Genomic DNA, 14,809 nt, shown 5'->3' with positions numbered 1-14,809 from the left:
CCAACCATGACGGCAGCCAACACGCGCACGCTAGCGATTCACTCGGACGTGTGCCCCTCGTCCTTGGTGCGGTGCTCTTCGAACTCCATGTACCGCAGCACGTTCCGCAAGCCCTCCGGCGTCAGGTTCTTGGCTCGGAAAGCCAGTTCCCGCACGTTGTTGTCTCCCAGCTTCGCGAGAAGCTCGTACTGGACGTTGAGCTCCTCACCTCGTGGGGTGTTGGAGAAGTAGTCCAGCGGTACATCGAAGAACTCGGCGAGGGCTTCCACGACCGCGTACCCAGGCTCACTTTCTCCCTTGAGCAGCTGGTAGAGGTACGCGCGGGAGATCTTGCGCCCCCGATGCGTCAGCGCCTCGGCGACTTCCCGAGGCGTGTATGTGTCGCCGGATTCGGATCGAACGCTATCGAAGAGGCGACGCAATTTGATCGCAAACGTCTCCTGCCGCGACTCGCCGCCCTCGGCCTCCATGATCACACCTCCTCCGAGCAGTAGCGAGTCCACTATAACGGAACGCCGGGGTACTTGTGCAATCGTCAGTCTGTTCCAGTTGACGACGATTCTGCCGATGTTTACATTCGAGCCAGCGAGTCCACTATAGCGGACTTGAGGAAGCTCCATACCGCTGATCTGGGGAAACAAGATCCGCGATGACCCTTCTGTCCGGCTCGGGCACCCCAGCGCACTTCCAATATCAATTTCCGTCGGGGGGCGGCATGCGAAATGTAACCACGGGAGATACGGAACTTTCTAGGCCAGGAAAGCGTTGCTCGACATCCACTATCCGGAGCTCGTTTTCCGAGCGAAACGATCATTTGTTGACACGGATTGTCAACCTGTCAACTCTGGCCTTCCACGCCCTCCTGGTCCCACAGTGGACATACCAGCAACGAAGGCCCGTTTTTGCTCCCTGTAGGACCGAAACCCGTTGGGAGTTATCCGTCCTGAACAACCAGGTGGTTCACACACGCCGTCAGGAGGACGTCATGGTCATCGAAGGTCCGAAACCCTGCCCACTGTGCCAGCATCGTGCGTTGGACAAACTCACCGGCTTGGCCGACCGGTGGGGGTGGGAGTCGAAAGCTCCGGAGCTGCTGCGAGAAGCCCGTCAGGCCGCGCTGTTGCTGATCGACCTCGACCGGTTCAAGCAGATCAACGATGTGTGGGGGCATCAAGCGGGGGACCACGCCCTAGTCAGGACAGCTCAGATCGTTCGTGACGCCGTCGACGAGGACGCGCTCGTCGGCCGGTACGGCAGCTACGGCGGTGACGAGTTTCTTGTGCTGCTACCGACCGGCAGCGATCACGCGGTACAGGTTGCGGAGACGATCCGCTCCGGGGTACGGGCCATAGTGACGGCCGTGACCTCGACGTCAGGTGAGCCTGCGACGTTGGCAGGAATGACGGTTTCGGTGGGCGTGGCAGTACGTGGCCCTACCGACGGATGGGATCTCTCTAGTCTGATCTCATCGGCTGACGGTGCCTTGCAGCAGGCCAAGCGCACCGGGCGAGACCGGGTGTGTGTCGCCAACCGGGCCGCGGCTGCTCCCACGAGTTCGCTTCGGGTCCCTGCGGCACGGTCGCACTCCGTCGCGCCAGAGGGGCGAGAGAAACAGCTGGTCGAGGTCTGTCGCGTGATGCGCGGGCGTTGGACGCCGGATGTGCTCATGGCGCTGTGGTCAGGACCGCACTGCTACGACGAGCTCCTTGACCGCCTTCGCAACGCCTCTACTTCGGACGGTGTCTGCGGGCGTGATCACCGCATACCGGCGAGCACCCTCGTTCGCACGCTTCGTCGCCTCGACCGCAGTGGCCTGATCCAGTGCACCGGGGCAGGGCTCGCGGCGTGCTACGAACTCAGTCCGCTGGCCTACGAGCTGGCGGCTGCCGTTGCTCCCTATGGCTCGTTGTCGAGCCAGCAGCGTGTGCACCCCTCAGAGCGCGCCGAACGCCCCTTGGTACAGGCCGGCTGAACACGACCTGCTCACCACGTTCCAGCAATCCCCCGCAGGCCATCTCCCGAATCTTGGAGGTCTCATGCCCCTCCGTGAGTCAGCCGGTCATGACACCGTCGGCGCCGGCGATCAGCATCACGACAATGTTCGCCCCGATGAGGCACGGTCCCAACGGCACAGTCGAGAGCGGTCGGCTGACCGTTCGCAGGCCGAGATGGATCAGTGCCGCGGCGAGCCAGGCCACCAACAATCCGCTGAACAACGCTGGCCAGCTGAACCAAGCGAGTACGGCTGCCCACGGCGCCGCGAGTTTGACGTCTCCGCCGCCCAAGCCGCTGGGGACCAGTACGTAGATCAGCGCGAAGAACACCAGGCACCCTGCCGCGCCCACGCCGGCGCGCACCAAAGGCTCCAGATCGGCGGTAAGCAGTGTGCCTGCCGCAACAGCGCTGCCGACCAACGCGGCCAGGATCGCGATCAGGCGGTTGGGCAATCGCTGGGTGAGGGCATCTTCCCAGGCCAGAGGCACCGCGACGACAGCGAAGGCCGCGGCCACGACGATATTGACTGGAGCGTGGAGTCGCCAGATCAGCAACCAGAGCACGCCGAAGGCGATCGCGAAGAGACCGGTTACCGATCCTCGGCGATTGCGCTGCCGCGTTGGCGGCGTTCCCGCCAGGCTGATGAGCACGCTGAGGAGTCCGCCGAGGCTTGCCCACAACAAAGCGACCAGCGCGGGGTGGAGCACGATGTCCCCCTCATCGACCATGGCTCCGGACGTGATCAAGCGTCGATGGTGCTGGTGTCGCCTGCAACTGCAGCAAGCTGGCGAGGCCGCCGGATACCTCGTGGGGTCGGCATTGTCTCCGTCGCCACGGTCGTTCTTCTCCCACTGATGGCGGGCTGCGAGCAAGCGGCGGACGCGCCTGCTCCTGCCACCGATGAGGTCGTGTCTCCCCCGGCCACGACCTCATCGCCCGCCGATCTCGCCGCTGCCCGAGCACGGGAGGTCTACATGCAGATGTGGCAGGCCATGGGCCAAGCCGCGGAAACCTCGGATTGGCGGTCGCCCGCATTGGCCGAGTATGCGACAGGCGATGCGCTGAGCACGCTGAGCCGCAGCTTGTATGCCGACCATGTCAACAAGCTCGTGACGCGTGGGCGTCCGGCGAACCATCCGACGGTGTCCTCGGTCGAGCCGCCCGGTAATCCGCGCACCGTGATGCTCTCCGACTGCGGAGATTCAGCGAACTGGCTCAAGTACCGGAGCGGTACTGATCAGTTGGCCGACGAGACCGGCGGTGGACGTCGATCCATCACCGCGGAGGTGGTCACGCAGCCTGATGGCAGCTGGCGGGTGTCCCGGTTTTCCGTGCAGGGGGTGGGGACATGTTAGGCAGGACCACCCTGGTCACCACCGCGGTCTCCGCATGCCTGATCGCCGGTGCAGGCACGGCGCTGGCAGGTGACGGATGGGGCAATGTCGAGTGTGGCCAGACCGACTACGCCGGCTGCCAGCTCGGCGCCGGGAGCGGCGGTGAACCCAGTGCCCCGTCGAAGCCGAACCAGCCTGGTTCCGGCAGCGGATCCGAGGACGACGGTGGCGAGGCTTCGCAGGACTCGCCTCCGAAGCCTCCGCAAGGAGATGTGATCGCGGGGGATCGGCCTCCGCTGGCCGACTGCCACTACGTTCCCAGCGATTACCAACCACCGAGCCAGGGCACGACTCCCATCTCCTTCGAGGACTCGGGCGGCGGTGCGGTCACCGTTAGGCCAGCCGTGCACCGCTCCCGCATCGCCCCGGCTTCACCGCGACCGGCGCAGCAGCAGCCGCGACCGTCGGGACAGTGGTACGTGTTTCAGTGCTCTGGTGAAGGGTGGGCTGATGGGCTCTTCCGGCCCCCGGTGTGGATCCCAGGTGGTCAGCAGCCGGGTCCGTCTCCGGAGCAGCTCGCGCAACAGGCATACAGCCAGTTGCGGTTGCCCTCTCCGCAGATCCAGGCATCTCCTGCCGACACGCAGCTGGTTCAGTTGCCGACGTGGCTGTGGCTGGATCGTGGGCAGTGGCAGCCCCAGACCGCCACGGCCTCGGTGCCGGGTGTCTCGGTGACGGCGACCGCCTCCCCGAGCTCGGTGCGGTGGTCGATGGGTGATGGCTCGACGGTGAGCTGTCCAGGTCCGGGAACACCGTTCCCGCCGGACACCGATCCCCGCGCCACCTCGCCGGACTGTGGCCACACCTACCGGCAGAGTTCCCAGGCGCATCAGAGCCACGCGTATCCGATCGAGGCAACGGTGACATGGACGGTCACCTGGTCCGGCCCAACCGGAGGCGGGACGCTGCCGGACCTGACCACCACGTCTATAGCGTCGTTCGAGGTGGCCGAGTCCCAAGCGTTGAACAACGCTCCCAATTAGCAGCAGAAAATCCACTATAGACAATTCAAACTTCGAAACTACCTATTTTCTCCCAATTCTGCGGAATCGGGGTGCAGGTACCGGCATGTTTGGAGACGCCTTATGGCTACTTCTACGGCGACGTCCTCCGGGACACAGAGCCCGTCGCGATCCTGGGCCGGACGCAGACCCGGGGAAACCTCCCGCTTGGCCCACGGCCCCCGGCGGCGTGTGCCTTACCTGGTGCTCGGTGTGTTGCTGGTTGTGATCTGTGTGGCGGGGTCGGTGATCACTGTGCTGCAGGTGGGCAAACGGGAACCGGTTCTGAGCCTGGCGCATCCGGTGCAGGCCGGCCACGTCCTGGCACCGTCGGACCTGCGAGAGGTCACCGTGTCCACGGATGCTGGGTCCGAGCTCGTGTTGGCGAGCCAGTCCTCCAGCGTGCTGGGGCGCCCGATGGCGTATGCGCTGCCCGCCGGCACGTTTCTGACTCGTTCTGTTCTCGGGCGCCCGCAGGTGCCTGCGGCGGGGCAGGCGATTGTGGCGGTGGCGGCCAAACCGGGGCAAATGCCGCCGCAGCTGGCACGCGGGACCGCAGTGTCGGTGATCGTCTCTCCTGGCTCGCAGGGCAGCGGTTCGGCTTCGCAGGGCGGGGTCTCTGGTGGCCCGTGGCCGGCGGTGGTCGTCGGTGTTGAGCCTGCGGGCAGTGACCAATCGACGGTGGTGTCGCTGCAGTTGCCCGCCGCTAGCGCGCGACAGGTCGCCGCGGTGCCACCCGGTGAGTTGTCGCTGGTCGCGGTCGCGGCAGGAGGGGGTCAGTGATGTTGATCGGACTGTGCTCGGTGAAGGGCTCGCCTGGCGTGACGACCGCGGCGTTGGCGATGGCCGCGCGGTGGCCTGTCGGCGAAGCGAGCGTGCTGGAGGCCGATCCGTCTGGCGGTGATCTCAGTGCCCGGTTCTGCCTGCCGACCTCGCCGGGGTTGGTGTCGCTGGCCGCGGCAGCCCGACGCCAGACCGCGGCCGACGTGGTAACCGACCACGTTCAGCGGTTGACTGGGGGGCTGCCGGTCGTGGTGGGACCGGTCTCTGCCGAACAGGCGCGAGCGGCGCTGTCAGCTTTGACCTCCCGTGGTCGTCCGGTATTTCAGGCTGCCGCCGGTGCCCCGGACTCGACGGTGTTGGTGGATGCGGGACGGTTGGAGCCGTCCTCGCCTGCGTTGCCGCTGGTGCGCGGTGCCGATGCGCTGGTGGTCATGGCGCGACCTCTGGCCGACGAGCTTTCACATCTGGCATCGCTGCTCAAGCCGATGGCGTCCTGGGCTCGCACGCCGGGGTTGGTGCTCGTTGGCGAGGGATACAGCAACCGGGACACGGAACGAGAGCTGGGTGTTCCGGTCATGGCCAGACTCCCCCATGACCGTTCGGGCGCGTCGATGCTGTGTGGCCATCCGCGGGGCCGCACACCGGATCGCTCTGCGCTCGGGCAGGCCTGTGCCCGGCTTGCCCGCACTGTGATCGACCACATCCAGGCCCACCGCACTAGTGATGCCGAGGCCGCGGTGCGGGCCACGAGCAACGGGCAGGTGTTGTGATGACCAGCGCAGAGCACGACACGGTGCACGAAACCCACCCCGCGGCTTCTGCATTGCGGGCCCGGGTGCGCACCGCGGTCTCGGAAGGTCTGGCCGAATGCGTCCGGCACGACGAACAAGCCGGGCGCCCACCACCAGATCAGGCAGCGCGGCGCAGTCTGGCCGAACAACTGGCTGCTGAGGCTGCCGACGCCTACGCCCACGAGGAGCTAACCCGTCCGAGCGGGGCCGGACTGGTGCCCGACGAGGTCGAACGCCAGGTTGTCACCTCGGTGTTGGATGAGGTGTTCGGCATGGGCGGCCTGCAGCCGCTGCTGGCCAACCCTGACGTCGAAAACATCAACGTCAACGGCGCCGATCGCGTTTTCGTGCGCTACGCCGACGGGCGACGTGCCCAGCTGCCGCCGGTAGCCGATTCCGACGAGGAACTGATCGGTCTGGTGCGCTCGCTCGCGGCACGTTCCGGGGTTGAGGAGCGCCGGTTTGACAGGGGCTCGCCCGGGGTGAACGTGGAGTTGCCGGACGGGTCGCGGATGTTCGCAGTTATGGCCGTGACCGGCCGCCCCTCGGTGTCCATCCGCCGGCACCGGTTCCAACAGGTCACCCTTGCCCAGCTCCGCTCGCTGGGCACGATCGATTCCGGGCTGGAAGCGCTGCTGTCCGCGATGGTGCGCGCCCGGTTCAACGTGCTCGTCGTCGGCGGCACCGCGATCGGGAAAACGACGATGCTACGAGGCTTGGCCTCGGCGATCCCGGCAGCCGAGCGACTGATCACCATCGAGGACAACTTCGAAATCGGCCTTGATCGCGACCCGGCACACCCGGATGTGATCGCGATGCAAGCCCGCGAAGCCAACGTCGAAGGCGAGGGAGCGATCTCGCAGGCCGAGCTGGTGCGGTGGGCGCTGCGCATGTCGCCGGACCGGGTCATCGTCGGCGAGGTTCGCGGCGCCGAACTCGTGCCCATGGCCAACGCGATGTCGCAAGGCAATGACGGCTCGATGGCCACCCTGCATGCCTCCACCTCCCGCGGGGCGTTCACCAAGCTGGCCACCTACGCCGCCCAGAGCCCGGAACGGTTGGGGCTGGAGGCAACGAACCTCCTGGTGTCCTCCGCGTTGCACTTCGTGGTGCACCTGGCCGAAGCCCGCGACGACAAGACCCGGGTGGTCTCCTCGATCCGCGAAGTCGTCGACGCCGACGACACACAGATCATCTCCAACGAGGTCTACCGCCCCGATCCCTCCGGCCGAGCTGTGCCCGGTGTGCCGCTGCGCAGTGAAACGGTGGAACGGCTCGCCGAGGCCGGTTTCGACGCGGACGTGCTGGAGCGTGGCGAAGGGTGGTGGCGGCCATGATCACCTCCGCCCTACTGGCCGCGCTGTGCGGGCTCGGCATGGCTCTCGGCTCGCTGCTCCTCTTCTGCGGCTTCCACAAGCACGTCCCCGAGGCGACCACCACGCCGTCACGATGGCGAGAACGCTTTCGTCAGCTCCGGGATCAGGCCTCGGCCCGGCGCGCAGTGATCAGCCTTGCCGCCGGGCTGCTGGCGGTCCTCGTCACTGACTGGGCGATCGGGGGCGTGCTGACCGCCGCGGCCGTGTACTCGCTGCCGCAGGTGCTGGGCCGGGACACCGAGCAGGCCCGTCGCCTCGCCCGAATCGAAGCGATCGCTGCCTGGACCGAGATGCTGCGCGACACCCTTTCTGCGGCAGCAGGTTTAGAACAAGCGATCCAAGCAACAGCCGATACCGCACCAGCGGCGATCAGCGACGACATCCGCGAGCTGGCGATGCGCATCGAGCGCGGCGACAAGCTCCCTGACGCTCTGGAAGGGTTGGCATCCGATCTGTCGGACCCCACGGGTGATCTGGTGGTCTCCGCGTTGGTGCTGGCCTGTCAGCGCCAAGCCCGCCAGCTCGCCGACCTGCTCGGCGAGCTGGCGATCGAGGCCCGAGAACAGGTGTCCATGCGGCTGCGGGTCGAAGCCGGCCGAGCACGCACCCGCACGAGCGTGCGCGTCATCGTGGCCACCACGCTGGCCTTCGCCGCCGGACTAGTCCTGCTCAACCGCGGTTACCTCGACCCGTACGACGGTGCAGTCGGGCAGACCATGCTCCTGGCCGTTGGGGCTCTGTTCGCCGTCGCGTTCGCTTGGCTGGCTCGCATCGCCCGCCTGCAAGAACCCGAACGCTTCCTCACCCGGCCCTCGGCCGCTGGGGCGCGAACGGAGGTGCGCTCGTGATCACCATTCTCGTTGTTCTCGCCGCCGGATTCGGTGTCGGTCTGTGGGCACTGGTGGTGTGGTTGCTGCCTCCGGCACCGTCGCTGGCCAGTGCTCTGGCCGCCAGCCGCGCACCGCAAGCGGGCAAGCCCACGTTCGTCGATACGGATGCTGGCGGGTGGGTTGCGCGGTGGGGCCGCCCCGCGGTGCGGCCTGTGGCCGCACTGGGCCTGCCCAGTCCCCGTCAGCGGCGTGATCTGCTCGTGCTCGAACGGGCACCGGAAGCGCTGTTGGCGGAAAAGGGTGTGCTGGCCGTCGCCGGTGTGGTGCTGCCCGGCCTGCTCCCACTGCTGCTGTGGGCGATCGGTGTGCCCCTGCCGTGGCAGGTTCCCGTCGTAGCCTGCCTGGCCTGTGGGATCGGCGGGTTCTTCCTTCCTGACCTGGATCTACGGCAACAAGCCCAGCGCAGGCGCACAGCGTTTCGTCACGCACTCGGCGCCTACCTGAACCTCGTGCGGGTGTCCCTGGCAGGGGGCGCCGGGGTCGACGGAGCGCTTACCGACGCCGCCGAGATCGGCCAGGGGTGGGCCTTCGGGCGGATCCGTCGTGCGCTGACCACAGCACGCATGACCCGGGCGACGCCGTGGGAGACGTTGCGGCAGCTCGGCGAGGAGCTGGAGGTGCGCGAACTGATCGAGCTGTCGTCCTCGGTGTCACTGGCCGGCACCGAAGGCGCGAAAGTGCGCGCTTCCCTGGCGGCCAAGGCCGCTGCCATGCGCACCCACGAACTCACCGAAGCCGAAGGCCAGGCGCAAGCCGACACCGAGCGGATGTCGTTGCCGGTGATCTGTCTGTTCGCCGGGTTCTTGCTGTTCATCGCCTACCCAGCCGTAGCCACCGTGCTCGGGTCTCTCTAAAGCACGAAGGAGAATCGCTGATGCTGACCTACATCGAGCTTGTCGTCGCCACCACCCGGGCGCGCATCGCCGAAATCCGGGCTGATGAGCGCGGGTATTCCACCGAAACCGTTCTGGTCACCGCGTTGCTGGTGGCCGGGGCCATCGCCGTGCTCGCAATCATCGTCGCCGCGGTCACCCGCAAGGCCAACGAGATCGGGGGCAACATGTGATGGCCGCACACCATTTCCACCCGCTACGCGCACGGATGCGGGGATGTCGCCAGGACGAACGGGGATCGGTCACCGCCGAGCTGGTGCTGGCCGTCCCGGCGTTGCTGCTGCTGATCCTGCTGATCGCGCAGTTCGCGATCTGGGCGCACGCCACCCACATCGCCCAAGCCGCCGCCTCACAGGCACTGTCAGCCGCCCGTGTGCACCGAGCCAGCAGCGCAGACGGCCAAGCCGAAGCCCAGTCGGTGCTCGGACAACTTGGTGCAGGACCACTAATTGGCCCGCACGCCGACGTGAATCGCGGTCCATACCAGTCCACTGTGGAGATTACCGGGCAGGCTGCGACGGTTGTGCCGTTCCTGGACTTGCCGGTGCGGGGCCACGCGGCCGGGCCGAGTGAACGGTTCGTCACCCCGGGAGGAAACGAATGACACCTCTGCGGTTGAAGCGCGACGAACGAGGTTCGGTGGCCACCGAACTGACCCTGCTGGTGCCCTTCTTGATCGTCCTGCTGCTGTTCGTGGTCTTCTGCGGGCGCCTGGCGGACTCGCGGCTTCGCGTCAACGACGCCGCCAATCAAGCCGTCCGCGCGGTGACGCTGGCCCGCAGCACCAGCCAAGCCCACAGTGCCGCGCATGCCACCGCGCAGGCCGCACTCAGTCAGTCCGGGGTTCGCTGCCAGAACCTCGTAGTCTCCGCCCGGCTCGCCGGCCTGCAGCCCGGAAGCACGGTCACCGTGACCCTGACGTGCACTATCGGGCTCTCCGATCTGGCGATGTTGGGGGTCCCGGGAACCACCGCGGCGACCTCCACCGCCTCCTCGGTCGTGGACCAGTGGCGCGGAACTGATCGCGGAGGTTCCTGATGCGCACTCGGTGGCGAGCCCTCGCCGGTGACGAGCACGGCCGGGTCACGGCATTCGTCGTCGTCATCACCACGGCCTGTCTGCTGTTCGCCGGTCTCGTGCTCGACGGCGGACTCGCCCTGGCTGCCAAGACTCAGGCGATCGGCCACGCCCAACAAGCCGCCCGCGCTGGAGCCCAGGAGCTGGACCTCGACGCCTACCGCGCTGGCGGCCAGCCTCAGCTTGACCCGGAGGCGGCGCCAACCGCGGCTCGCCGCTATCTCGGCGCCGTGGGCGCCACGGGCACCGTGACCGCAGATGCCACCACGGTCCGTGTGCACGTCGATGCCCAGCAACGCACTCAGATCTTGAGGCTGATCGGGCTCAGCGAGATCCCTGTGTCCGCCGAAGGCCAGGCTCGACCCGATCAAGGAATAGAGGGAGGCGCCGGATGAGGATTCTCGCCTGCCTCGCTGTGCGACTGCTGCGGCTTGTCGTCGCGCTGGCCGCATTCGCGGCACTGGCAGCTCTATTCCTCGGTGTGCCCTGGGGGCTCGTGACCTTCATCGGCTGGCCTCTCCCCGACCACCTTCCGACCAGCGGTGAGATCGAAGCCGCGCTGCTCAACCCGCTGTCGGTCACCCTGTTACTGGACATGCTGACCTTCATCGCCTGGCCAGCATGGCTGGTGTTCGCCGTCGACGTGGCGCGCTGTATCCCGGACGCGGTGCGCGGCGTTCGTCCGCCCGCAATCGGCCCGGTCCATGCTGTGGCCGGGCTCCTTGTCGCCACCGCGGTACTCGGATTGCTCCCACGGCCCCAGGTCGCCGCCGAATCCGCAACCGCGACGCCAGTGCAACCCACCGCAGCCATTACCGTCCTCGATCCCGTGACTGAGGCTGTGTCTGCCGTCGACTTCATTCCGCAAAGCCCTGTGCAGAACAGGAATTCAGCGAGCGCACGAGGCACGGTGAGGGTGCAGCCCCCGCACGACGGGGTCTACGACAGCCTATGGCGCATCGCCGAACGCGAACTCGGCGACGGCCACCGCTGGACCGAACTGTTCGCCCTCAACCAAGGCCGCCCACAACCCGACGGCGCCACACTCACCGACCCGCACCTCGTCCGCCCCGGCTGGATCCTGCACCTGCCCAACGCAGCCGATGAAGACACACCGCCTCCACAGCTGACTCCACCAGCACAAAACCCGACGATTCCCGCGGCACCCCTACCTGCACATCCGCCAGACGAGCCAGCCCCGGGCCGACCACACACCTCGGACAACTCCGTCGCCCCAGCTGCCTCCACCGCGATCACGCTCGCCAGCGGCGGGTTGGTGGCCGCCACACTGGCCGCCGCGGTCTCCCTGGGAGTGCTCACGCGACAACGCCGAAGGATGCGCACCTACAAGCCCGGCAGCGGCGACCGCACCCCCATGCCCGCTCCCGCACCAGCGGTGCACGCATTACGCCTGGCCCACGACCACGCCCCCCTCAGCGACGAGCCCTCCGATCCTGGCCCCATCACACTCCCCGTCCGCACTCCCAACGTAGGCCTCGACCCTGTCGAGGCCGATCCGACTCACTCCGTTGCGGACGTGGACGTGGGCGTCCGCGACGGCCGCGCATATGCGCTCGATCTTGCCGCTCTCCATGGGCTGGGGCTCACCGGCGCGGGCGCCCAGGCCACCGCCCGGTCCCTGCTCGTGCACCTGCTGGCCACTACCAGCGCGACCGTGCTGATCCCCGACCACGACGCCCGGGCACTGCTCGGCGACGAGGCACCCGAATCACCCCGGTTGCACACCACTACCGGCGTGGAGGATGCCGTCACCGCACTCGCCAACGGCAGTACCACCCGCACCACTCATCCCCCAAGCACCGAGCTCACGCAGGTGCTCGTTGCCAGCGTCGACCAGCCTCACCCACGCCTCCAAGCCGTCCTCGACACAGGAACGCCCAGCGGCGCCGCAGCAATTCTGCTCGGCCACTGGCCCGCCGGCGCGACGGTGCGCGTCCGCACCGACGGAGCAGTCACCGCCACCAGCCCCGCGGTCGCCGAACTTCGCGGTGCACAGCTATTCCATCTCGATGCCACCGACACCCGCGACCTCCTCAACTTGCTCACCGAAACCACGACCAGTCCGCCCCCGAGCCGCCCCGAGCCCAGCGACGAGGCTGAGCTGACCGGTTACGACCCCATCGACGAAAACGAACGTGACCCCGACACCGAACCCCTTCCGCTGGCCTCGACACCAGCCAGCAACCCGCGATACGGGGACCCCGGTGATGCCGACCGACCTGCTGGCAATCAACTCGCTGACACCGATCCTGCCCACGGACAACCGAAACAGCCCTTGTTCCTAGCTGTTTTGGGCCCGCCCACTCTCACCTGGCGCAGACCAGAGACACCCACCCGGAACCTCACAGCAGAGCTCGCGCCCAAACACAAAGCACTGATCACTTACCTCGCGCTACACCCCCGCGGCACCACCCGCGCATCCGTGCGCGAAGCACTCTGGCCCGAAGCCCGCGGACGACGCCCGTACAACGCCTTCTACGCCGCACTCTCCCAAATCCGCAAAACCCTCGCCGAGGCCACGGATGATCAAGCCGCCGACCTCATCGTCCAGCACGACGAACACGTTGCCCTCAACACCGAGCTCGTCGAGGTCGACTACTGGCAGCTAAACCAGGCCGAGCATGACCGACACATCGCCAGCACCGACGAGCAGCGCTTCGCCGCCTGGTTTCGCATCACCGCGCTCTACACCGGCGCCATTGCCGACGGCATGTCAGCACTCTGGCTCGACGGCCCGCGGGAAGCCGCCCACCGCACCGTCCTCGACGCCCTTGCCGGCATGGCCGCCCACTACCGCAGCCACGACCCCCACAAGCAACTCCAACTGCTCGAACACGCCAGGCTGCTCAACCCGGAGAACGAAGACATCTACCGCGACATCATGCGAGTGCAAGCCGAACTCGGCCTCACCGACTCCATCAGCCGCACCCTCCACCTGCTCACCACCACCCTCGCCGAGATGGGCGAGCGACCCGACCCCAGCACCCTCGCGCTTGCGCGCGCTCTCCAAGTGCGACAACACCGCGAAGCCAGTTGAATCGAACGCCGCCGTTGAGGCGCAGATCGCACCAAGCTTGAATCTCGAATTCTCCTGGACCATCTTCGAGATCCAAGCCCCAATTGGTCAGTGCAGATGCAGCGAGGATCAATAAGAAAACCCATCGTCACCTTTCAGGTATCACCCGTCTGATATGATCTCTGCGTTTCAGACAGCGGCTATCCGCCGACACATTCTCAGTCAGGAACAAGAAGGCCCTTCCACCTGGAGGGGCCTTCGTTATGCTGCACATGACGATTTTCTCGAACCGTCATGGCGAGGTTGCTCACTCCCCACCTTGCGTGCTCGCAAATGGTTCAGTGGCGTTGCACGGCAGCGACTCACGACCAGCCCTCCCGCCTCCGCGAGTGATCAAATCGGTTTGGCTACGCCCCACGCCCGCCCATACACCTATTCATGCGCCCGCCCATGCCCCCACTCATCTACCCGATAAACGAGAAACCGGCCCCCACCGCGTTTTTCCTAGTCAGAGCGACGCTAGCCCTTCCTGAAACCGCCCAGCCTCGGTACCCCACGGGAACCTGTTGACGACTGGGAAGGCATGAAAATGGAGGAGAAGCGTGAACTATTCACTGTTAGTGGCATCGATCCATGAGCTCCAACTATGAACGACCTCCTATTTTGACAACCACTACTTCTGCGAATGGTGGAATCCATCCCAGGCTGACAAGGCTCGGAAACTCCCCTCATCCCGCATGCGACCTCTCCATTTCGCCAACTACCCTTTGCGGCGAACCGAAAATTCGAATTCGGACAATATTTCCCAAAGAATCCCATCTGAAACTGTTGCAGCACCGGCAGAGCCGGCGTTACGGTATATTCTCCGGACCACGGAGAGTTCCGGTGAGGAAGAAGTAATCGCGGGTAGGGATTCGCACCCCGTTTGCCCGCAGCCGCAAACAGTGGAAGGAATTTTTATGACGAGTGTGTCTGTCGAAGCGTGGTCGCACGGTAACGGGTATTTGACCGTCGATACGCAAGAGTGGATCAATGACCGCGGCGAGTACGCCGATGACCTCACCGATGACTTGCGTGGATGGATGGAGGCCAACGGCCACGCGCACCCGCACGCTGACGCCATCACCGCATGGATCAGCGCGCGCACGGGCGAGACTCCGACCGGCCTGCATGGAGACGGCCAGCTGTGGGCGCACAACCTCGTTAACTTCTCTGATCACCTTCTTGATGATCTCGGATTCGTAGTGTTGTCGGCAGTTGAGTTCGGCGACCTGATGATCATTGTGAGTGATCACGGCGGGCGCTACGTCGCGCCGACTGTTTATCGCTCCGCTGTGGATGCCCTGGAAGAGTGGGCGGACTACTCGAACGCCGAGGGCGAATGCGCCAACGGGCACCGGTGGTGCACGCACAACACCGTGGACTTGCACGCCTGGGACGGCGCCGACATGCGCACGTACCGCGTGCTTGACCTGGTCCGCGTGCCCTTCGACGACCGCACTCGCGGCTATGTCGCGTGCCCGACCTGCGGCAAGGCTGTGCGGTTCACCTGCCGGTTCTAAGTCCGTGCGG

Annotated in this window: 16 protein-coding genes; 13 read left to right on the top strand and 3 right to left on the bottom strand. The window is 66.3% G+C overall.

Annotated elements, in window-relative coordinates; all coding sequences use genetic code 11:
- Positions 1-38: 38 nt before the first annotated feature.
- Positions 39-470, bottom strand: a complete 432-nt coding sequence (locus tag ACYVF3_RS09275; protein WP_461153753.1) for a helix-turn-helix domain-containing protein — start codon at positions 468-470, stop codon at positions 39-41.
- 515 nt (positions 471-985) lie between these two features.
- On the opposite strand from ACYVF3_RS09275, the gene ACYVF3_RS09270 reads away from it, so the two are divergent.
- Positions 986-1,972 carry a diguanylate cyclase gene (locus ACYVF3_RS09270; RefSeq protein ID WP_461153752.1) on the top strand — a complete coding sequence of 329 codons (987 nt, stop codon included), beginning with the start codon at positions 986-988 and terminating at the stop codon, positions 1,970-1,972.
- 79 nt (positions 1,973-2,051) lie between these two features.
- On the opposite strand, the gene ACYVF3_RS09265 is transcribed toward ACYVF3_RS09270, so the two are convergent.
- On the bottom strand, positions 2,052-2,741 hold the full coding sequence (locus ACYVF3_RS09265; protein WP_461153751.1) for a prepilin peptidase: 690 nt from the start codon (positions 2,739-2,741) through the stop codon (positions 2,052-2,054).
- 6 nt (positions 2,742-2,747) lie between these two features.
- Between ACYVF3_RS09265 and ACYVF3_RS09260 the strand changes: the two genes are divergently transcribed.
- Positions 2,748-3,350, top strand: a complete 603-nt coding sequence (locus ACYVF3_RS09260) for a hypothetical protein (RefSeq protein ID WP_461153750.1) — start codon at positions 2,748-2,750, stop codon at positions 3,348-3,350.
- Positions 3,351-3,981: 631 nt separating this feature from the next.
- Here the strand turns inward: ACYVF3_RS09260 and ACYVF3_RS09255 are convergent.
- On the bottom strand, positions 3,982-4,158 hold the full coding sequence (locus tag ACYVF3_RS09255) for a hypothetical protein (RefSeq protein ID WP_461153749.1): 177 nt from the start codon (positions 4,156-4,158) through the stop codon (positions 3,982-3,984).
- Between the two features lie 445 nt (positions 4,159-4,603).
- Here ACYVF3_RS09255 and ACYVF3_RS09250 point away from each other — a divergent pair, with 445 nt between their 5' ends.
- The 11 genes from ACYVF3_RS09250 to ACYVF3_RS09200 all read left to right on the top strand — a co-directional run bounded on the left by ACYVF3_RS09250 (position 4,604) and on the right by ACYVF3_RS09200 (position 14,799).
- On the top strand, positions 4,604-5,173 hold the full coding sequence (locus ACYVF3_RS09250) for a hypothetical protein (RefSeq protein WP_461153748.1): 570 nt from the start codon (positions 4,604-4,606) through the stop codon (positions 5,171-5,173).
- On the top strand, positions 5,173-5,943 hold the full coding sequence (locus ACYVF3_RS09245) for a chromosome partitioning protein (protein ID WP_461153747.1): 771 nt from the start codon (positions 5,173-5,175) through the stop codon (positions 5,941-5,943). Before ACYVF3_RS09250 ends, ACYVF3_RS09245 begins: the two co-directional genes overlap by 1 nt.
- Positions 5,943-7,301 (top strand): CpaF family protein, encoded by a 1,359-nt coding sequence (locus ACYVF3_RS09240; protein ID WP_461153746.1) that lies wholly within the window; start codon positions 5,943-5,945, stop codon positions 7,299-7,301. Before ACYVF3_RS09245 ends, ACYVF3_RS09240 begins: the two co-directional genes overlap by 1 nt.
- Complete coding sequence (locus ACYVF3_RS09235; protein ID WP_461153745.1) at positions 7,298-8,188, top strand: type II secretion system F family protein; 891 nt, start codon at positions 7,298-7,300, stop codon at positions 8,186-8,188. The genes ACYVF3_RS09240 and ACYVF3_RS09235 overlap by 4 nt, the downstream gene beginning before the upstream one ends.
- Entirely contained in the window at positions 8,185-9,084 is a 900-nt protein-coding gene (locus ACYVF3_RS09230; RefSeq protein ID WP_461153744.1) for a secretion system protein, read from the top strand. The genes ACYVF3_RS09235 and ACYVF3_RS09230 overlap by 4 nt, the downstream gene beginning before the upstream one ends.
- Positions 9,085-9,104: 20 nt before the next feature.
- Positions 9,105-9,296: a hypothetical protein gene (locus ACYVF3_RS09225; RefSeq protein WP_461153743.1), complete on the top strand. Its 192-nt coding sequence runs from the start codon at positions 9,105-9,107 to the stop codon at positions 9,294-9,296.
- Positions 9,296-9,727: a TadE/TadG family type IV pilus assembly protein gene (locus tag ACYVF3_RS09220; RefSeq protein WP_461153839.1), complete on the top strand. Its 432-nt coding sequence runs from the start codon at positions 9,296-9,298 to the stop codon at positions 9,725-9,727. Before ACYVF3_RS09225 ends, ACYVF3_RS09220 begins: the two co-directional genes overlap by 1 nt.
- A gap of 35 nt (positions 9,728-9,762) precedes the next feature.
- Complete coding sequence (locus ACYVF3_RS09215; RefSeq protein WP_461153742.1) at positions 9,763-10,161, top strand: TadE family protein; 399 nt, start codon at positions 9,763-9,765, stop codon at positions 10,159-10,161.
- On the top strand, positions 10,161-10,595 hold the full coding sequence (locus ACYVF3_RS09210) for a pilus assembly protein TadG-related protein (protein WP_461153741.1): 435 nt from the start codon (positions 10,161-10,163) through the stop codon (positions 10,593-10,595). Before ACYVF3_RS09215 ends, ACYVF3_RS09210 begins: the two co-directional genes overlap by 1 nt.
- Positions 10,592-13,258: a hypothetical protein gene (locus ACYVF3_RS09205; RefSeq protein WP_461153740.1), complete on the top strand. Its 2,667-nt coding sequence runs from the start codon at positions 10,592-10,594 to the stop codon at positions 13,256-13,258. The genes ACYVF3_RS09210 and ACYVF3_RS09205 overlap by 4 nt, the downstream gene beginning before the upstream one ends.
- A 938-nt stretch (positions 13,259-14,196) precedes the next feature.
- Positions 14,197-14,799, top strand: a complete 603-nt coding sequence (locus tag ACYVF3_RS09200; protein WP_461153739.1) for a hypothetical protein — start codon at positions 14,197-14,199, stop codon at positions 14,797-14,799.
- The last annotated feature ends 10 nt before the right edge of the window (positions 14,800-14,809 follow it).

It is taken from the genome of Saccharopolyspora tripterygii, assembly GCF_054778355.1.
Note: the sequence above shows the minus strand (reverse complement) of the source record. Positions and strands in the feature narration are given on the sequence as shown.